The organism is Vibrio sp. SCSIO 43009 (genome assembly GCF_023716525.1).
GTDB lineage: Bacteria > Pseudomonadota > Gammaproteobacteria > Enterobacterales > Vibrionaceae > Vibrio > Vibrio alginolyticus.
This window is the reverse complement of sequence record NZ_CP071842.1, coordinates 978,154-996,610: the sequence shown is the minus strand read 5'-3', so window position 1 is coordinate 996,610 and position 18,457 is coordinate 978,154. Positions and strand designations below refer to the sequence as shown.

The window sequence follows — 18,457 nt, the reverse complement described above, 5'->3', positions numbered from 1 at the left end:
TATATAATCCCCGCCTCTGTTCCCCTACACGAAAGAAAAAACGATGACTAGAAAACACATCTACATCGCTTACACCGGTGGTACCATCGGAATGCAAAAATCCGACCACGGCTATGTGCCTGTTGCTGGCTTTATGGAAAAGCAATTAGCAAGCATGCCCGAATTCCATCGTCCTGAAATGCCGGATTACACCATCCACGAATACGACCCTCTGATTGACTCATCAGATATGACACCTGCTGACTGGCAGCAGATTGCGAATGATATTCGTGACAACTATGACAAATACGATGGTTTCGTTATCCTACATGGTACTGACACCATGGCGTACACAGCGTCCGCATTGTCTTTCATGCTTGAAAACCTTGGTAAGCCAGTGATTGTAACGGGTTCACAAATCCCTCTCGCAGAGCTGCGTTCTGACGGCCAAGCAAACCTATTAAACGCGCTACATATTGCGGCAAACTACCCGATCAACGAAGTAACTTTGTTCTTCAATAATCAATTGATGCGTGGTAACCGCAGTACAAAATCTCATGCAGACGGTTTTAATGCCTTTACTTCACCAAACCTTCCTCCACTATTGGAAGCTGGGATCAATATTCAAGTTAGCAACAGCGTAACCGTTGGTGCACAACCAGAAGGTGAGTTTAAGGTTCACAACATCACGCCACAACCAATCGGTGTGATCACCATGTACCCTGGTATTTCACACGAAGTTATCCGCAACACGCTTCGTCAGCCCGTGAATGCGATGATTCTTCTGACTTTTGGTGTCGGTAATGCTCCTCAGAACCCTGAGCTGCTTGGTCACCTGAAAGAAGCCTCTGAGCGCGGCGTTATTGTCGTAAACCTAACTCAGTGTTTGGCAGGTAAAGTGAATATGGGCGGATATGCCACAGGTTGTGCTCTCGCAGACTCTGGTGTTATCAGTGGCTTTGACATGACGCCCGAAGCGGCGCTGGCAAAACTACACTACCTTCTAAGCCAAAACCTTTCTTACGAAGAAGTAAAAGAGAGAATGCAACAAGTACTGCGTGGTGAAATGAGCCTGTAAGTTCAAGCTTTCTACGATCTAAAAAGCCCAATACAATTTGGGCTTTTTTCTTTCAAAATCAAAATAATAAAATTTTGAGAAATAAGGCGTAAGGATTAATCAATGTTCGGATTGACACGAACAATATCGCTCTCTTCTCCGCTGAATTGTTTTTTAAGCTCTTGTTTTGATTTAAAACTGATTTCACCACCGGCTGCAACCGTCATATGCTGCGCATCAGTATTATGTTTTGATTGATACAACATCACAGCTTGCATACACGAATCTCGCTGCTCTTTAGAAAGTGTTGTACCCTCAGGCCATCTTCCCGTTTCTACTGCATAGACTAAGCGATCATAAACTTCTGGAGTCATCGCTTGTAATAGTTGTTCTGCGTCCATAGTGTACCTTCTTATTACATTCTATTTACAGAACATAACGGGTTAAGAAACTGAGTCAAGAATACGAAAATGAATTGGTGTAACGGATCACAAGCAAAGCCATGAAAAGAACAAACTGGTTACTTCTCAGCCTCGCATGTTTTGCGCTATCGGGCTGTTTTGAAGGTAACGTGACAACCGAAGAGTTGTGCCAAAAAACACCAGAGCTGCGTTGCGAGCAGCTCAATATGGATGACGGCCAATGTCGAATTCCAAGAACAAATTTGGTTTGGCATCGGTTTGAGCAATTGAAAAACCCATCAGAGGCCAACCAAATCATCGAATACGGTCTGGTCGCTGAATATAGGAAATGCTTAGAACTCGCCTCCCAGATCACCCCTATTGATCAAAGTGCTCTCAAAAGACAACGCTTTAATGCATTGGTACACAGTATTGATGAGCTAGAGCGCATCGTAAACGAGTTAAAAGGCTCAGAAGACCCGGCTACTTTGTATTTCTTATGGTCTCAAACGGGAGATACTCAAGCTCGGCGCGCATTTTTACAAATGGAAGGGTCTCCCCAATTAAATAATGCTGAGATGCAATATGCATTAGCCACTTTTTATACCAACCGAGATACCAAGAAAACCCTGGAGCTTCTTAATAACGCGTTGTCTTTATCTGATGAAGACAACATCAATCCGGTCATTCTCAAGTCAATGGCAAGTATTCATCAGGGGCTTGGAGACAAAGAGCAAGCGTATCTATGGGCAATGGTCGCGAAGAGATTCGACGTACCGCTTGCTGATGAAAAGCAGCTCCAACGTATGTTCAATTTCAGTCATCCAGAGCGATATAAGCAGTTGGATGAATTAGCCGAATCGGTGGCGAAAGCCATAGAGAAAGGTATCTATTCCCCAGCAATGATACCCAGTGAGATATAAACGAAAAACTCCCGCAATGAGCGGGAGTTTTTATTTAAGTCGAGCGACACTCAGATCACTGTTGAGCATGAATCATCCTGAAAGGATAAAACAATCTCGAGCACAATTTTGTCGTTATTATTCTGATTTGTTGAAAATTAACGACACAGAATTAACACAAAAACGCTCTCCTGTGGTCTGTGGGCCATCTTCAAAAACGTGCCCTAGATGGCTATCACACGTTGCACAACGAATCTCTGTACGTACCATTCCGTGACTTAGATCTTCTAAATAACGCACCGCTTGATCGTTGATAGGCGCATCAAAACTTGGCCATCCGCAGCCAGAGTCATACTTGTTATCAGAGACAAAGAGAGGGGCATTACAACAAGTACAAGCATAAACACCAGTTTCCTTATTATGCAGTAGCTTACCGCTGAAAGGAGGCTCTGTACCTTGCTCTCGGCAAACACGGAACTCTTCATCAGACAGTTGCTCACGCCACTGTTCATCTGACTTCGTCACTTTTTTCCCGCTTTGTTCCACGACTTTCGGCTCCTTATTTACTGTTCTTGGTATTGACTTTTTTAGCAAAAAACTTGCTTCTCTTAACAGTTGTAGCACATACTTTCTCACCAGGACACCATGCGTAATTAATTTGATAAGAGCACTTATATCACCAGTTATATTACGCCAACTGGGCTACAGAAGAATCAGTTAAAAGTTTAAAAAACGTACATTTGCAAAGAATTGTTAAAAAAAGCGTCGCTTTTTTTTGACTTTAAACAAGTTAAGTCCGATTATCACTTGCAGATGTTTACTGGATTCTGTAATTTTACTACCAGTTATCTTTAATCAGAAATTAAGTTGTGGAGCAACTATAATGACTATCAAAGTAGGTATTAACGGTTTTGGCCGTATCGGTCGTTTCGTATTCCGTGCAGCGCAAGAGCGCAACGACATCGAAGTAGTAGGTATTAACGACCTTATCGATGTAGATTACATGGCATACATGCTTAAGTATGACTCAACTCACGGCCGTTTCAACGGTACTGTTGAAGTTGAAGGCGGTAACCTAATCGTTAACGGTAAAACTGTACGTGTTACTGCAGAGCGCAACCCTGAAGACCTAAAATGGGACGAAATCGGTGTTGACGTTGTAGCTGAAGCAACTGGTCTTTTCCTAACTGACGAGACTGCACGTAAGCACATCACTGCTGGCGCGAAAAAAGTTGTACTAACTGGTCCTTCTAAAGACGCTACTCCAATGTTCGTTAACGGCGTAAACTTCGACACTTACGCTGGTCAAGACATCGTTTCTAACGCTTCTTGTACTACTAACTGTCTAGCGCCTATCGCTAAAGTTCTTAACGACAAGTTCGGTATCGAATCTGGTCTTATGACTACAGTTCACGCAACTACAGCAACTCAAAAAACTGTAGATGGTCCTTCTGCTAAAGACTGGCGCGGTGGTCGTGGTGCTTCTCAAAACATCATCCCATCTTCAACTGGTGCTGCTAAAGCTGTAGGCGTTGTACTTCCAGAAGTAAACGGCAAACTAACTGGTATGGCTTTCCGCGTACCAACTGCTAACGTTTCTGTAGTTGACCTAACTGTTAACCTAGTTAACGGTGCTTCTTACGAAGACATCTGTAAAGCGATGAAAGAAGCTTCTGAAGGCGAACTAAAAGGCGTTCTAGGCTACACTGAAGATGCAGTTGTATCTCAAGACTTCATCGGCGAAGTTTGCACTTCAGTATTCGATGCTAAAGCTGGTATCGCGCTAACTGACAAATTCGTTAAGGTTGTATCTTGGTACGACAACGAAATCGGTTACTCAAACAAAGTTCTAGACCTAATCGCTCACATCTCTAAGTAATTAGAAAGTTAGCAATTAGCGAATAACTTCGTTAAAGAAAAGGCGGCTCTAGAGTCGCCTTTTTTGTATCTGGAATTTGAGAGAATGCAGGCTCGATGTTGCATTTAATGTGAGAAGCGCGTCTAAAAGCTCTCCCCAGCGATAGGAAACTATACATGGATTTAAAAACTCTCCCAGCCCTAACGGTGCTATCTGATAACGTCACTATCGTTGAAGTTGATCAGATAAAAATCATCCGCGTGATTCATGACAAAGCAACGGCAGGCATCTCGCTACACGGTGGTCATGTCGTGTCGTTCACGCCTGAAGGTCAAGAAGATCTGATCTGGATGAGCGAAAAAGCTGTCTTCGATGGTAAAGCTGCTCTTCGCGGTGGTATTCCGATTTGTTGGCCTTGGTTTGGGCGTATTGCTGCTCCAGCTCACGGCTTTGCCCGCACCGCAGAATGGGAGTTGGTTGAACATCGTGAGAACCATAACGGTGTGATTGTTGAACTTGCTCTGTTCCCGACAGAAGAAATCCACGATATTTGGCCCCATATGTTTGACGCTCGTTTGGTGATTGAAGTGGGCGATGAGCTAAAAGTGACGCTCAAAGTCATGAACATCGATGACGAGGCTTGGACCTTCTCTGGCGCATTACATACTTACCTAAACGTTGGAGACATTAAGCAAGCACAAACGACAGGCATGGGTGCCGAGTACATTGATAGCTTGAAAGCTGATGCGGTATGCCAAGGTGGTAATGTTCTACAACTAACTGACACCATTGATCGCGTTTACACGCAACCAGAAGCGAAAATTTTGGTAAAAGACCCGGTATTGGACCGTACGCTAAGCGTACACAACCAAGGCCACAACTCAGCAGTATTATGGAACCCTTGGGCAGAAGGTGCGCAAAGCATGGGTGACATGGCTGACGATGGTTATCAAACCATGTTGTGTGTGGAGTCTGCTGTTCATGCACCAAGTATTGAGCAAGGTCAAACCCTCCAACCAGGTGAGACACATGAACTTGTCACTGTCATTTCAGCGCAGTAAGAATCACCATATAAAGGCCGGGGATACCCGGCTTTTTTTGTAATAAAAGCTCTGCTTAGATGGTCCTATCTTTACTAACTTATTGGTTACTGGTCACTTTTGACGGTTTCATTAATAAATATCAAAAAAATTGATCATATAAACCGATAGCATACCGATACAAAACTCATAAATAATAAAAATATCAGGAATTAGTCTATGTTAGAGAGATACCGAAATCAAAGTGTCGGATTCCAGTTGAAACTGGTGATCACTTTGTGTCTATTCATTGCTTTCAGCAGTATTGCCGCGCTTGTTTACCGCAACGCTTCCGATGTTCTATTGGAAAGCACACTGAAAGAACACCAATCTAAAGTAGAATCAATGGCAAAAACCATTGCTGGCCAATTCGATGCTTACCTGCACACCGCTAAAGTCCTCGAATCTACTTTTCGCAATGGCTACCTTGCCGGTGTCTATGTCGAAAATTACACGGTTGACTTCATGGGACATGAAGTACCAAACATCACTCAATACAGTGAAAGCTTAATTAATGACACCAAGTTGGTCGACAGTTTCACACGTGATACCGGCGCTATAGCAACGCTATTCGCACCATTGGGTGACGACTTTATTCGGGTGTCCACCTCCCTAAAAGATCCACAAGGTCAACGAGCGGTCGGAACCACGCTAGGCATCAACCATCCTGGTTATCAGCAACTTAAAGCAGGACAACCGTATTACGCTCAAATTAAATTGTATGGCGAGCGCTACATTACCTACTATGCCCCAATCAAAGATGCGACAGGAAAGGTAGCAGGCCTATCGTTTATTGGCTTACCAGTAGACCAAGCGACACAAACCTTATTCGATGCACTCGAAGAGATAAAATGGGGCGACACTGGTTACACCATTATCGTTGATAACGACGACAACAATCTTGGTAAGTACCTACTTCATCCAGCAAAAAGCGGCTCAGATTCGTCAATACTAGAAGTCGCCGACTACAATGGTCACAAGCCTTTTGGTCAGATTTTCGAACAATCTAGTGGATTAATTCGCTACCCTTTCGAGTACCAAGGTAACGTAGGCGAAAAGTATCTTGTCTACACAGAGGTTCCAGGTTGGAACTGGAAACTGCTAGGTGGTACGTTTATCAAAGAAGTGACAAAAGGTAGCGACACGCTTCTCACACTCATTGCCATCATTTCTTCGGTAGCGGCAATCATTACTTTTGTTGTACTGACACTTTTCTTGAATCGCAGCTTACAACCTCTCACGACTCTAAACTTATACATGACTCGCTTAGCCGGCGGCGAAGTCAGCTTGAGCATCCCAGCGTCTCGTAAAGCATCAAAGAATGAAATTACGAACCTGAGCTCGGGTGTCGCCAGTATGGCAAGTCAGCTCAATGAACTTGTTGGTAAGATCCGTTCAACAAGCGACTTAGTGGAGAGCAACTCTACCAGCGTTGCCAACGATGCACATAGCAATTTGACCCAAGCCGACCGACAACAACAAGAAGTCGAGCAAGTTGTGACAGCGATTGAAGAAATGGCCTCTTCCGCTCAATCTGTCGCACAACAAGTCGAAAGCATTGCGGAAAACGTACGCTCAGCAAATACCGATAGCCAGTCTGGTCTCGCGATTGTTGAAGGCGTATGTATCGACGTTGCTCAACTTAACGATCAATTGGATCAATCAGCAACGGCTATCGAGCAAGTAAATCGCGATAGCGAGAGTATTCAAACCGTCACTAAAATGATTGATGAAATTGCTGAGCAAACCAATTTACTTGCCTTGAATGCCGCCATTGAAGCAGCACGAGCAGGTGAGCAAGGCCGTGGCTTCGCAGTTGTAGCAGATGAAGTGCGCACACTTGCGCACCGAACCCAAAGCTCAGTTCAAGATGTCGTGGAAATTATCGAGAAACTAAAAGGGTCGACTCATAATGCAGTTAATATGATGACAGACAGCCAACGCAGTGCAAACCAGGTCTTGGACAAAGCACAAGACGCGGGCACAGCATTAGAAGCCATCGCAGTACAAGTGCAGTCGATAGCCTCTCAAGCCGACGCCATTGCAGCGACTTCAGAAGAACAAGCTCAAGTTTCACAAGAAATTGCAGCAAATGCCCATTCTATCAGTGAACTTAACCGAGAAAGCCGCAACACGAGCGCAAAAACCTCGCAAAGTGCCATTGAACTTCAACAACAAGCACGAAACTTGAAAGAGCAAGTCGACTTCTTCCACTAATACTTAATAAGAGCCGACCCAGTCGGCTCTTTTTGTTTCACTTGATACCACGCTTTTTGATAGAATTTGCCGCCCTACTTTCTGTTCGAGATCGTCATGAACTATCAATGCCCTCTATGCCACCAAGCTCTAGCGTTAAATGAAAAAACGTTTAAGTGCGAAAACAATCATCAGTTTGACTTAGCAAAAGAAGGCTACGTTAACTTGATGCCAGCGCACCACAAACGTTCTAAAGATCCTGGTGACAACAAAGAGATGATGCAAGCTCGTCGTCGGTTCCTCGAAGGAGATTACTACAACCCAATGCGCCAAGAAGTGGCGCAGCTGTGTGCAACATACACTGAGGGGAGCACCCATCAATTATTAGATATTGGTTGTGGTGAAGGTTACTACACAGATCAAGTACAAAAGACGATAGAAACACAAGCGAACCATGCCACGATTTATGGCTTAGACATTTCCAAAGTTGCCATTCGTTACGCGGCGAAGCGTTACACGCACTGCAACTTTAGTGTGGCTTCTAGTCACCGACTTCCCTTCGCAAATGAATCCTTAGATGCCATTTTGCGCATTTATGCCCCGTGTAAAGCTGAGGAGCTGCAGCGCGTTGTAAAAAACGACGGCGTTGTTGTCACGGTTACTCCTGCTAGTCGCCACTTATACCAACTGCGTGAGCGGATTTATCAAGAAGTTCGTCTTCACAATGAAGAACCAGAACATATTGAAGGGTTTGAATTAGAGCACCAGCAGCATCTTAACTATGTTATGGACTTGAAAAACGGAGCCGCAGTCGATTTATTGCAAATGACGCCATTCGCATGGAAAGCAACCGATGCTCTTCGTGAAGAGTTGAAATCCGCTACACTTTTCCAATGTGAGGCTGATTTTATGTTGCGTGTATATCGCAAAAAAACACTCAATTAATACGTCAAAAAAACAACAAACGCAAATAGTTATCATTTATATTGATTCATTGCTCAGCCTCCATTAATATCATCCGGACATTTTTGGAGGCTTTTCAATGCGCTTTTCTACTTTGAGCTTGCTCTTTGCAGGCTTACTTACTGGTTGCTCTTCATATACGCACACCAACTCTCACGCAACCTCAGCGGAAGTCACTAGTTTTTACGACTACCAACTATACACCCCTTCTGGCGAGCACATCGCTCTAAGCAAACTGCCAATTGAGCTGCAACAAGCAGATGTCATTCTTATTGGTGAATGGCACACACACGCCGGCATTCATCGCTTTCAAACCGATATGCTCAAACAACTTACGTCCTACGACCGCTCACTCGCGTTATCTATGGAACAATTTACCCGCGACAAACAACCTGTTGTTGACGCTTACCTACGTGGGGAGATCGGCGAACAGTACTTAATGAAACAAGCCAACGCTTGGCCCAATTATGAAAGCGACTATCGCCCTCTCGTGGAGTTTGCTAAGCAGAAAAATCTCCCGGTCATTGCAGCAAATGCACCAAAGAGCATTGTCCGATGCATTGGTCGACAAGGGCTAGATTACATTAACAAGCTCGATGATGATCAGCGGATGTTCATTGCACAAGCCATCAACACTGGTAGTAGTCCGTACAAAGAAAAGTTCATGGCATCCATGCATCACGGTAAGCCAGAGCAGACGGAAAAACAGTTTGCAGCTCAAGTTACTTGGGATGAAACTATGGCGGAATCTATCGTTAGCTATCTAGACGACAACCCAGGCGCTCAGATTGTCCATGTTGCGGGCAAGTTTCACACCGAGCAAGGGTTGGGTACGGCAGCATCAATCTTAAGCCGCAACCCGAGCTTAAAAGTGGTTGTAATTAGCCCAACAGATAACGTGCTTTCTGATAATACAGACTATCAGTTAGAGGTTCTCGCACCACCAGTACGGTATGTACAAGATGCTCACCGCATGGCGGCATATCAACATCTAACTAAACGCAATAACGATCTTCAATGTAAGTAGCTGGTCTTCAATTTAAGTTACTACCTTGCCGTTGCGTTGCATCATCACACCGCTTCGAGTTCATAGAGTGACAAGGGTCTGCTTCCTGCTGGTCTATTTTTTGCTAATGATCACCAATAGAAACTAGAAGCGGCAAAAGCAGACCTGTTTTTATCCAAATAGCTTCAGAAATAAACTTTGCCGCCGATAAAAATATAACTGCTTTTTACCCGCACTCAGTGACCGAGTGTCGATGTTCCAAGGAGTATTCGATGAATCCAGTAGGAAGCACTTCTGTTAATAGCTATGCCAAACAACCTGTCGCCTCTAAACAAGCAAGTATTGCACAAGAAGAAACTAGTGCTTCGCCGCTGAAAGTCGAACACAATAAGGTGACGCTTTCGACCGAAGGCAAAGCGCTACTTGCCGCTCTGCAACAAATCGAGCACGACAGCAAAAAAATAGAAGCAGAAGATAAATCTGTTGGTGAAAAGGTCGAATCTTTCACGCATGGTGCGCTTGGCATGGATCACCCCGATAAAATCGAGAAAGAAGAGGATGGCTCATATTCTGCGGGTCAATACCTTTCTGCGGCACTTACCGTTGGTGGCATCATACTGGCATTAGTCTGATAACCAGTCTGATAATCGTCACGACAACAAATCCTATTTGAACCAAACACTTACTGCAGCCCATAATTTAATAAGCCAAAGAACGATATGATGCAAACGTAAGTGAATTCGACCGCTCTTGTGGCCCGATAATACATGCTCGTTTATTGCTCCCTAAACTAGGTTTCTTGTGAAGGCACTGAATGGATAACTTTAGTCCATGCTTTCAACTCCTAAGCGTAATCCAAGCCCACGTTTGTGGGCTTTCTTCTTTCCAAACTAACGAACGTTACAGAGCGACTCATTTTTTCTGCAAAACCAAACAAAAACGACAATTTGGTTAAACTTTTATTACCGACACAAAACCTTCATAAATCATTGCTTTAATGCCTGCGCTTTCAATAAACAAGGAAAATATAATGAAGCGCTTAGTATCTCCAATCGTTACGGCAGTGGCTGCATCTACCCTCTCTTTCAACGCACTCTCAGCTGAAATCAAAAACGTCATTTTGATGATCGGCGACGGCATGGGTCCTCAACAAGTTGGTTTACTCGAGACCTACGCAAAACACGCACCTAACTCGGTTTACAAAGGCGAAAGCACAGCGTTATACAAACTCGCTCAAGAAGGTGTGATTGGATCATCACTGACCAATCCAGAAGACGCAATTGTCGTCGACTCTGCGTGCTCAGCTACGATGCTAGCGACAGGAATCCCTACCGCTTCTGAAGTCATTGGCATTGATAGCCAAGGCAACCATGTCGAAACTATTTTGGAAAAAGCCAAAAGTAAAGGTAAAGCGACAGGGCTCGTCTCTGATACGCGTATGACCCACGCAACGCCAGCAGCATTTGCCGCTCATCAACCACATCGCTCCCTAGAAAACAATATTGCGGCGGATATGCTCGAAACAGGCGTAGACGTGATGATGTCTGGTGGACTTCGTCATTGGATTCCAAAGTCGACAAACGACAAGGGAAAGACATACGAGCAACTTGAAAAGCTCACTGAAGGTAATGTCTACCTAAAGTCGAAACGTAAAGATGAGCGCAACTTGCTTACTGAGGCGCAAGACCAAGGTTACAACCTGGCTTTCAGCCGCGATATGCTCACACAAGCTAAAGGTGACAAATTACTTGGACTTTTTGCTTACTCGGGCATGAACGATGGTATTGCCTACAGTCAAAGCAAAAACGATCCAAAACGCACGCAGCCATCGCTGAAAGAAATGACCACCAAAGCAATCGACATTCTTTCAAAAGACAAAGACGGTTTTTTCTTGATGGTTGAAGGCGGCCAAATTGACTGGGCTGGCCACAGTAACGATGCAGGTACGATGCTGCATGAAATGCTTAAATTCGATGAAGCGGTAAACTCAGTTTATGAGTGGGCAAAAGGCCGTGATGACACCCTGATCATTGTTACTGCTGACCACGAAACCGGCTCTTTTGGCTTTAGCTACTCATCAGCAAACTTGCCTAAACCACAAAAACGCGACGGCGAAGCATTCAAAAATCAGGATTACGCGCCAAACTTCAACTTTGGTCAGTTCGAGATCCTCGATGGTTTATACAACCAAAAGAAAAGTTACTACGGCATGATCAGTGAATTCCAAGCGCTTGATAAGAAAGAGCAAACTCCAGAGAAGTTTGCGGAAGTCGTGAACGCAAATAGCGATTTTTCGATTACGCCTGAGCAAGCAGAACGCGTATTAGCAAGTAAACCAAATCCATACCGACTCGCTGGACACAAATACTTAAGCGAAGAGAACGTACCGACAATCAATGACTTTGATGCTTTCTTTCCTTACAACGACCGTGGCAACTTGCTAGCGCGTGCGCATGCAACAAAGCAAAACACAGTATGGGGGACGGGTACTCATACGCATACTCCTGTCAACGTATTTGCTTGGGGACCTGCAGAAACTATCCTTCCGGTATCAAAAATCATGCACCACTCGCAACTAGGCGAGTACTTGAAGCAACAAATTAAATAATCAACTTGCACTTACTTCACAACTCGTGATGTTTCAACGCTCTCGCAAGGGAGCGTTTTTTTTATTCATGAAAACAGTTGACGTTTTAAATCGCACACCACAATAATTATGGGTCTTTAATTATATGAATAAAGAAAATGTGCGAAATCTTTGCTAAGCAACCCCAAGACAACTATCAGTTCATCACCCGCTCTATCCGTATTGATGGTCACGCGACCAGTGTAAAACTTGAAGCGAGCTTTTGGACAATTCTTGAGGAAATCGCTAGTGCTCAAAACATGACGGTTCCTAAATTCATAAGCACTGTTTATCAAGAAGCACTCGAATACAATGGTGAAGTGAACAACTTTGCCTCCTTACTTCGATGCGCTTGCCTCACTTACGCCCGCCAACCTCAAGAGACCACTCGTCAAGCACTTGCGCAACTTAACAGTTAATAGCAACCAACCGAGCAATAACCATCCTAGGCTATGCATCCGTATTATAAACCCTTGAGCATCTTCTAATTTGTCGTACTAGAGTACTACCCAGACTCCTTTTGAAATCGCTAACCTGTGCGGACTATCAAGGAGTACCTATGACAAAAATGATTCACACCATGATCCGAGTAAGTGATCTGGACCGCTCTCTACAATTTTACTGTGACGTACTTGAACTAGAAGTCGCTGATCAATACATCTTTGATGGCTTTTCTCTAACCTATCTAGCCAACCAAGAAACTGGCTTTGAATTGGAACTGACGCACAATCACGACCAAAGTGAGCCCTACACTCACGGCTCAGGTTACGGCCACCTTGCCGTCAGCGTGGAGGACATTGAACAAGCCCACAAACGCATTAAATCTCTCGGCATTGAAACTGGTGACATCAAAGCCTTTGACCATCAACAAAAGCATTTAGCAACGTTCTTTTTTGTAACCGACCCTGATGGTTACAAAATTGAGTTCCTGCAACGCCAAGGGCGTTACCTATAACAAAAAGAGTAAACATTATGATTCACTTGACGGCTACCTTTCATGCACAACCGGGAAAAGAACAAGAGTTGAAAGAGGTACTTACCCGAGCGCTTGAACCTACTCGCAATGAAGAAGGTTGCGTTCGTTATCAATTGTTCCAAGATAAAGACAATACATGCCACTTCGTTTTTCAGGAGCAATTTAAAAACCAACAAGCATTTGAGCTTCATGGTAAAACAGAACACTTTGCTCTTTTGATTAGCCAGATCGACAACTTGTTAGAATGCGAGCCTAAACTGGTGTTCTTTAACGAACTGTAACTATAGCGCTAACCGAAGATCAAAAAAGGCACTCTATCTAGAGTGCCTTTCACTAGTTGGGACCTGTGATTAAGCGTCTTGCTTCTCCACCATATGCAAATGCACATCTTGTTGTGGGAAAGGAATCGAAATACCTTCTCGGTCGAAGCGTAGTTTCACCTCTTTTGTCACATCCCAGTATACATCCCAGTAATCATCCGTTTTTACCCAAGGACGCACAATAAAATCTACAGAAGACGTATTTAATGTATGAACTTTGATCATTGGCTCTGGAGTGCGAAGTACCGAAGGGTGAGAGGTAATGATATCAGACAATACTGACTCCGCTTTTAAGAGGTCATCCGCATAGCCAATGCCAAACACCATATCCACGCGGCGAATGCGTTCATGCGTGACGTTCTTAATAACATCTCCCCAGATTTTGCTGTTAGGCACAATAATAATTTGGTTATCAAACGTACGGATTGTGGTGTTCACCAAACTCATATGGCTTACCTTGCCATCTACACCGCCAGCATACACAAAATCACCAACATCAAATGGGCGATAAATAAGCAGCATCATACCCGCCGCGAAGTTGGATAACGTGTCTTGCAACGCGAAACCAATAATCACACCAGCAATACCGAAACCGGTTAGGATTGGCGCTAGGTTCAAGCCAAGCTGAGATAAGCCTACCATGATACCGATCACCCACACGAATTTGCCGGACATCGAGATAAAGAAGTCTTGCATCAAGTGGGAAAGTTTTAAGTTTTTCGATGCAACTGCCTTACGGACCACTTTGCGCGTTAACTTAGCCAGTCCACGAGCGATCAATAAAATCAGCGCAAAAACAAACAACTGGAAGATATGCTGCGGTGCATTCTCGGCAAACCAATCCAGTGCCGAGTTGGACCAGTGACTCAGTATTGACCACACAACTTTGGTATTCAGTAAATCATGGGTGATATTACCCGTCACTTCAAAAATTTGGCGTTTGTATTCAGACGTTTCTAAACCGACTTTATCACCAATTGAAATCAGGTTGCGTAAGCTTTCTGTCGCAATATTTAGCCTTTGTTTAGTAATGAGCTGACTAAGTTGCAACGACGCTTTTTCCGACTCTGGGCTAGACGAAAGTTGGGAGCCAATGATCTCACTTTGCTGACTCAAGTACTCAATTGAAGCAGACAGTAAGCGCATACGTTTATCAATTTTATCTTTTAATTCCGCTTCTGCGCGCTCGTTTTGGGCCCCTAGCTCCTTCAACCAAGCGAGATTTTGCCAGCTCGAATCGAAGCTAACATCAAGATAACGCTGTAGCTCTCGATAATCATTAACAAGAGCAAGCTTCTCTTCATCCTTAGCCTTATTTAAATCCTCGACGACTTTCTTTATTTTTTCCGATAGATAGTTCGTCGCATCCTCAGAGTATTGTTCTTGTTTTTTAACTAGCAAGATCAGCTTGTCGCGAGAGATAGTTTCACGTTCAATCGCTGACGCTAACTGGCTTCTTAATTCTTCATTCTTTTGGAATAGTTGCAGTTGAAGGGCATCACGCTCGTCGCCACTCGCTTGCGAGAGGCTTTGGGATAAATCCACAATCTCTCGGTTCAAGTTGTCAATCGAGATTTCGGCAGCAGAAGGCTCTTGGATATCGTCAGTAGCAGTCGCATGAACAGCCATTGGGGAGAACATAATGACGGCAAGTGCGAATAATGTCACCCAAGATGTCAGGCGCAGTTTCTGGGGGAAATGAAACGTCATGTTTACCTCATAGGGAACAATCCTGATCAAAACAATCAGGAATAGAAGTGTAAAGCGTTGAAATCATACTCCTAAGTTTACAACACTAAATAATAAACTGAGCAGCATTTCGTTAGCGAGACGTCAAAGTTGGGAGCCCCAATAGCAAACAAGCCTTTCATTTAATCAATGAAAGGCTTGTTTGTATTCGACTAAGGACGGTTGGGATGATTTAAAAATCGCAAGAATTAATTTTTGTTTTTATGAATCATGAGAGAGGCCAGTAATACCAATGGATTCACAACTTTCTCTACAAGAAGGTCTTTCTCTAACCAAAACCTGAGAAAATCACCCAAAAATTCTCAACTATCCCGTCAACCCGATCTAAGCAAGTCTCGAAATTTTATTGCTAGTCAGCGCTCTACTATACGAGAAAGTACTCAGCCTAATAGCTACTCCTTTGTATCATACAGCCATAACCCCACATAACAAATTTTTGGACAGAAGTGTTTCAGGGATCATGCAAAATTGGTGAAGCGCGGATTAGCTCATGTATGGTGAACCGCTCCAACTACGCGGCAAAACTTGGTTGGCCAGTACAAATCATGAAGCACTCAAAATGTATGTACCTAGCGGGTCAGCATCAAGAATACGTAAGGCAATTGGAAGTTAGAGTGGGTAGGACTCTAGAAGTAAAAAATAGCTGTTGATATGCGCAATGCTGTATGATTTAGGTTAAGTATTGATACAGTCTGATTGAAGTATATGGGTGAACTGAAACCAAGAGATGATTTTTCACAGCCTACAAAGAAAGTATTGGCAGAGAGGGTTGGCCATCTGTGTTCCAACCCTGAGTGCAGAGTACTAACAAGAGGCGCGAAAACTGGAGCTCTTGGCTCTGCTGGAATCGGTGTTGCCGCTCATATTACGGCTGCCGCTATTGGTGGACCGAGATATGACGCTGATTTGACAAAACAACAACGTAAAGATTATGACAATGGAATCTGGCTTTGTCAGAGCTGTTCTCGAATCATAGACGTAGATGTTGTTAAATATTCAGTATCGGAGCTTAGGTCGTGGAAGGTTAGAGCTGAAGAGTTCTCAAACTCTAATATTGGCAAGAAGCTATATGACGAAAACACTGTCAGACAAGAGGTCGTAAAAGGCACAGTAGAGTACATCACTGGCCGGAGCGTTTCGTCATCATCAGATTTAGCGTTTGAAGCTATAAAGATCAGCGAAAACGAGTTATCTAATTTGGATCCACGCTTTAATGTTACTACTAACATTATAGACGGTAAGGTTAGTTCTCTGATTGAGCCAAAGTCTACAGGTGTCGAATTTAAAGTAACTGCTACTGACAAAAATGATGATACATTGTACGAGTCTCTTTTAAAGCTTGAAGAGGAAGGCAGAGAGTTCTCTATCGATACTAGCAAAATAAATATAAATGGTTCTCCGCTCTTTGAGCAGATTTTTGCAACACCGGGGGGAGTGTTGCACGCAGGCTCTGTAAAACAAAAAATCCAATGTGAATTATACGCAACGAATAGTGATGAAACTTTATTCTTGGCAAGTTGTAAGGCGGATATGTATGGAGGCACCAAGAAAACTATAATCGAGGGTTTAGTGCTAAATAAATTTCTGTCATTTTCGACCGAGATGTCAGATATACATCAATCAACATTTACTATCCGAACTAGTTCGTGGTTAGGTAAGAAGCTAGATAAGCTTCCATTTTTCCCTAAGCTGATTAAGGCTGTAGATATATTGAGCAAGTCAGGGGAATTGAGAGTTGTGCACGATCACCCTGAGCTTGGTGAGATTGTCGTTGCACGTATTAATGAATTGGATGAGGGCAAGGCATTTATTTGGCAAGTTATATCTTTGCTGAAGTACGTACATAAAGCTCGTATTGTTAACAATTTTCTGAACTCAGATCTTACCTATCAGTATTTCGATGTTCCGGAAGAAGAACTAAAAGCATTAGACGAAATCAGTGATTTAATTGGTAGCCCAGTTATAACTAATGGTGATCAGATTAAGTCCAACCCAAAGTTCAAAGTGGTACTTAATGAAGGTTTTTGTGTTGATGAGAGCCCTATAGGTGCTACTGATACATGCATCCGTATGTACACGCCGGGAAGTTTAAAGCAATTATTCAATCAAGATATCCCAGAGTATTTTATTCGCCATCAATTTAACAACGTTGCTGTAGCCACTGATGATGAGTTACTCGAAAACACTGAAGTGGAGTTAGAGTTACAGGTGAGTGATAGCAGCCAATACATAAAATCTGTGCATCAATGTGATTGATGCCAGAGTATAGCTAGATTAGAAAATCTAACTCATATTACCCCTAAGCACCTGTTCATATGATCGAGTGTAAAACGTAATGGGGCAAAGAAGATTTACGAAAGACGATGCATGTACTACTGCATCAATAACTTTCACGCTGAATTAGCAAAAAATCCAATTGCCGAACCTAAACTTAAGTGATGTAGATGAGCTTTGACAAAAAATGGTATATCACGGACTTTAAACTAATGGAGACGCTTCCTATTGAACCTGTTTAGATGAGTGTAGACACGTAACAATGTCAAAGCTATATTTACTTATCATCGTCATCGGATGAAATCCGCGGCTCGCCATCTAAGATATATGACATGAAACAAGAAACTAAAAAAATTCACCTTTCCGATCAACAGCGTCGTGAAGCAGTTACTCGCTTGATGAGTCGAGTTATTGTCAGTGAGCATCGTGCCCCCAAGATCAAGAAAGTCCGCCGTAATGTTATACAACAGATGTGCGTTGCATTTACTAAGGCAGTTCACGCTGAATAGCAATCACTAGTAATTCTTTCACAGCCTTCAAAGGTGTTTTGTTATCTAGCCAAAAACTAGCGCTATTGTTGCGTTAGCTTCCTCTCTAGAAATTGAATGAAAATGTCATCTTCTATGTAAAACAGATCATAACCAACATGCTGAATACCCTCTTGCGAGATTTCCGTGATTTGCCCTTTACCATCGTTCTCGAGTGAAAACTCTCGTTGAAGGTTATATATCAACTGATTGAACCGAAGGTCAGTATTGTTGCTCCAAAGTTCCTTCAAAAGTGAAAGCGTAGTTTCTATTCTTTTAGGGTCGCGCATTGATGTGCTCCTTGTGGTCTAACGTCAAAATACATATTTGAATTAATTTTTATGATGTTAATTATCAGCGCCAAGGGGCAACACGTCTAGCGGACATACATCTTAATTGAGGTGTTCCCCAAAGTATTACTGTTTAAAACCAATACCAAAATTTAACTCTAGTTTTGGTATTTCACACTTTTCTGGTCGTGTATTTGAGCTCAAATACCAAAAGTAACGTTGAATTTAGTATATATACCAAAAATATGCATAAA

18 protein-coding genes are annotated in these 18,457 nt (G+C 43.2%); 14 read left to right on the top strand and 4 right to left on the bottom strand.

The features are described from left to right. Positions 1–43: 43 nt before the first annotated feature. A complete protein-coding gene (gene ansA / locus J4N43_RS04670; RefSeq protein ID WP_017635822.1) occupies positions 44–1,057 on the top strand; it encodes an asparaginase in 1,014 nt (337 codons plus the stop codon). Positions 1,058–1,152: 95 nt separating this feature from the next. Here ansA and J4N43_RS04665 read toward each other — a convergent pair whose 3' ends face one another. Continuing rightward, on the bottom strand, positions 1,153–1,437 hold the full coding sequence (locus J4N43_RS04665) for a YeaC family protein (protein WP_005380700.1): 285 nt from the start codon (positions 1,435–1,437) through the stop codon (positions 1,153–1,155). Positions 1,438–1,538: 101 nt separating this feature from the next. On the opposite strand from J4N43_RS04665, the gene J4N43_RS04660 reads away from it, so the two are divergent. Continuing rightward, positions 1,539–2,360 (top strand): DUF2989 domain-containing protein, encoded by an 822-nt coding sequence (locus J4N43_RS04660; RefSeq protein ID WP_017821139.1) that lies wholly within the window; start codon positions 1,539–1,541, stop codon positions 2,358–2,360. A 117-nt stretch (positions 2,361–2,477) separates the two neighbouring features. On the opposite strand, the gene msrB is transcribed toward J4N43_RS04660, so the two are convergent. Continuing rightward, the gene (gene msrB / locus J4N43_RS04655) at positions 2,478–2,885 is read right to left on the bottom strand and encodes a peptide-methionine (R)-S-oxide reductase MsrB (RefSeq protein WP_005380698.1); all 408 of its coding nucleotides are present in this window, start codon (positions 2,883–2,885) and stop codon (positions 2,478–2,480) included. 337 nt (positions 2,886–3,222) lie between these two features. On the opposite strand from msrB, the gene gap reads away from it, so the two are divergent. From gap to J4N43_RS04605, 10 genes are all read left to right on the top strand, one after another. Then, a complete protein-coding gene (gene gap / locus J4N43_RS04650) occupies positions 3,223–4,218 on the top strand; it encodes a type I glyceraldehyde-3-phosphate dehydrogenase (RefSeq protein WP_005380697.1) in 996 nt (331 codons plus the stop codon). A 155-nt stretch (positions 4,219–4,373) separates the two neighbouring features. Next, entirely contained in the window at positions 4,374–5,258 is an 885-nt protein-coding gene (locus tag J4N43_RS04645; protein ID WP_005384929.1) for a D-hexose-6-phosphate mutarotase, read from the top strand. Positions 5,259–5,456: 198 nt separating this feature from the next. Then, the gene (locus tag J4N43_RS04640) at positions 5,457–7,493 is read left to right on the top strand and encodes a methyl-accepting chemotaxis protein (RefSeq protein ID WP_158159736.1); all 2,037 of its coding nucleotides are present in this window, start codon (positions 5,457–5,459) and stop codon (positions 7,491–7,493) included. Positions 7,494–7,589: 96 nt separating this feature from the next. Continuing rightward, the gene (rlmA, locus tag J4N43_RS04635; RefSeq protein ID WP_062730495.1) at positions 7,590–8,417 is read left to right on the top strand and encodes a 23S rRNA (guanine(745)-N(1))-methyltransferase; all 828 of its coding nucleotides are present in this window, start codon (positions 7,590–7,592) and stop codon (positions 8,415–8,417) included. 97 nt (positions 8,418–8,514) lie between these two features. Continuing rightward, positions 8,515–9,462: a ChaN family lipoprotein gene (locus J4N43_RS04630; protein WP_053349599.1), complete on the top strand. Its 948-nt coding sequence runs from the start codon at positions 8,515–8,517 to the stop codon at positions 9,460–9,462. A 251-nt stretch (positions 9,463–9,713) separates the two neighbouring features. Next, complete coding sequence (locus J4N43_RS04625; RefSeq protein WP_053349598.1) at positions 9,714–10,073, top strand: hypothetical protein; 360 nt, start codon at positions 9,714–9,716, stop codon at positions 10,071–10,073. A gap of 398 nt (positions 10,074–10,471) precedes the next feature. After that, complete coding sequence (locus J4N43_RS04620; protein ID WP_158159737.1) at positions 10,472–12,049, top strand: alkaline phosphatase; 1,578 nt, start codon at positions 10,472–10,474, stop codon at positions 12,047–12,049. A gap of 137 nt (positions 12,050–12,186) precedes the next feature. Further along, positions 12,187–12,486, top strand: coding sequence for a ribbon-helix-helix domain-containing protein (locus J4N43_RS04615; protein ID WP_005384938.1), 300 nt, complete (start codon positions 12,187–12,189; stop codon positions 12,484–12,486). 140 nt (positions 12,487–12,626) lie between these two features. Beyond that, positions 12,627–13,022: a VOC family protein gene (locus tag J4N43_RS04610; protein WP_005380685.1), complete on the top strand. Its 396-nt coding sequence runs from the start codon at positions 12,627–12,629 to the stop codon at positions 13,020–13,022. A 17-nt stretch (positions 13,023–13,039) separates the two neighbouring features. Next, positions 13,040–13,324: a putative quinol monooxygenase gene (locus J4N43_RS04605; protein WP_005384942.1), complete on the top strand. Its 285-nt coding sequence runs from the start codon at positions 13,040–13,042 to the stop codon at positions 13,322–13,324. Positions 13,325–13,393: 69 nt separating this feature from the next. Here the strand turns inward: J4N43_RS04605 and J4N43_RS04600 are convergent, their stop codons facing one another. Next, a complete protein-coding gene (locus J4N43_RS04600; RefSeq protein WP_005380681.1) occupies positions 13,394–15,073 on the bottom strand; it encodes a mechanosensitive ion channel family protein in 1,680 nt (559 codons plus the stop codon). A gap of 744 nt (positions 15,074–15,817) precedes the next feature. Here J4N43_RS04600 and J4N43_RS04595 point away from each other — a divergent pair. Together J4N43_RS04595 and J4N43_RS04590 are read left to right on the top strand one after the other, a co-directional pair. After that, positions 15,818–17,368 carry a hypothetical protein gene (locus J4N43_RS04595; protein WP_050450713.1) on the top strand — a complete coding sequence of 517 codons (1,551 nt, stop codon included), beginning with the start codon at positions 15,818–15,820 and terminating at the stop codon, positions 17,366–17,368. Between the two features lie 350 nt (positions 17,369–17,718). Further along, entirely contained in the window at positions 17,719–17,895 is a 177-nt protein-coding gene (locus tag J4N43_RS04590) for a hypothetical protein (RefSeq protein WP_153904563.1), read from the top strand. A 62-nt stretch (positions 17,896–17,957) separates the two neighbouring features. Here the strand turns inward: J4N43_RS04590 and J4N43_RS04585 are convergent, their stop codons facing one another. After that, a complete protein-coding gene (locus tag J4N43_RS04585) occupies positions 17,958–18,203 on the bottom strand; it encodes a DUF1040 family protein (protein ID WP_025767079.1) in 246 nt (81 codons plus the stop codon). Between the last annotated feature and the right edge of the window lie 254 nt (positions 18,204–18,457).

What these genes read in the sequence shown, in the direction of transcription:
- ansA (WP_017635822.1), top strand. Translation starts at nt 44, where the DNA reads ATGACTAGAAAACACATCTACATCGCTTACACCGGTGGTACCATCGGA.
- J4N43_RS04665 (WP_005380700.1), bottom strand. Translation starts at nt 1,437, where the DNA reads ATGGACGCAGAACAACTATTACAAGCGATGACTCCAGAAGTTTATGAT.
- J4N43_RS04660 (WP_017821139.1), top strand. Translation starts at nt 1,539, where the DNA reads ATGAAAAGAACAAACTGGTTACTTCTCAGCCTCGCATGTTTTGCGCTA.
- gap (WP_005380697.1), top strand. Translation starts at nt 3,223, where the DNA reads ATGACTATCAAAGTAGGTATTAACGGTTTTGGCCGTATCGGTCGTTTC.
- J4N43_RS04645 (WP_005384929.1), top strand. Translation starts at nt 4,374, where the DNA reads ATGGATTTAAAAACTCTCCCAGCCCTAACGGTGCTATCTGATAACGTC.
- J4N43_RS04640 (WP_158159736.1), top strand. Translation starts at nt 5,457, where the DNA reads ATGTTAGAGAGATACCGAAATCAAAGTGTCGGATTCCAGTTGAAACTG.
- rlmA (WP_062730495.1), top strand. Translation starts at nt 7,590, where the DNA reads ATGAACTATCAATGCCCTCTATGCCACCAAGCTCTAGCGTTAAATGAA.
- J4N43_RS04630 (WP_053349599.1), top strand. Translation starts at nt 8,515, where the DNA reads ATGCGCTTTTCTACTTTGAGCTTGCTCTTTGCAGGCTTACTTACTGGT.
- J4N43_RS04625 (WP_053349598.1), top strand. Translation starts at nt 9,714, where the DNA reads ATGAATCCAGTAGGAAGCACTTCTGTTAATAGCTATGCCAAACAACCT.
- J4N43_RS04620 (WP_158159737.1), top strand. Translation starts at nt 10,472, where the DNA reads ATGAAGCGCTTAGTATCTCCAATCGTTACGGCAGTGGCTGCATCTACC.
- J4N43_RS04615 (WP_005384938.1), top strand. Translation starts at nt 12,187, where the DNA reads ATGTGCGAAATCTTTGCTAAGCAACCCCAAGACAACTATCAGTTCATC.
- J4N43_RS04610 (WP_005380685.1), top strand. Translation starts at nt 12,627, where the DNA reads ATGACAAAAATGATTCACACCATGATCCGAGTAAGTGATCTGGACCGC.
- J4N43_RS04605 (WP_005384942.1), top strand. Translation starts at nt 13,040, where the DNA reads ATGATTCACTTGACGGCTACCTTTCATGCACAACCGGGAAAAGAACAA.
- J4N43_RS04600 (WP_005380681.1), bottom strand. Translation starts at nt 15,073, where the DNA reads ATGACGTTTCATTTCCCCCAGAAACTGCGCCTGACATCTTGGGTGACA.
- J4N43_RS04595 (WP_050450713.1), top strand. Translation starts at nt 15,818, where the DNA reads ATGGGTGAACTGAAACCAAGAGATGATTTTTCACAGCCTACAAAGAAA.
- J4N43_RS04590 (WP_153904563.1), top strand. Translation starts at nt 17,719, where the DNA reads ATGAAACAAGAAACTAAAAAAATTCACCTTTCCGATCAACAGCGTCGT.
- J4N43_RS04585 (WP_025767079.1), bottom strand. Translation starts at nt 18,203, where the DNA reads ATGCGCGACCCTAAAAGAATAGAAACTACGCTTTCACTTTTGAAGGAA.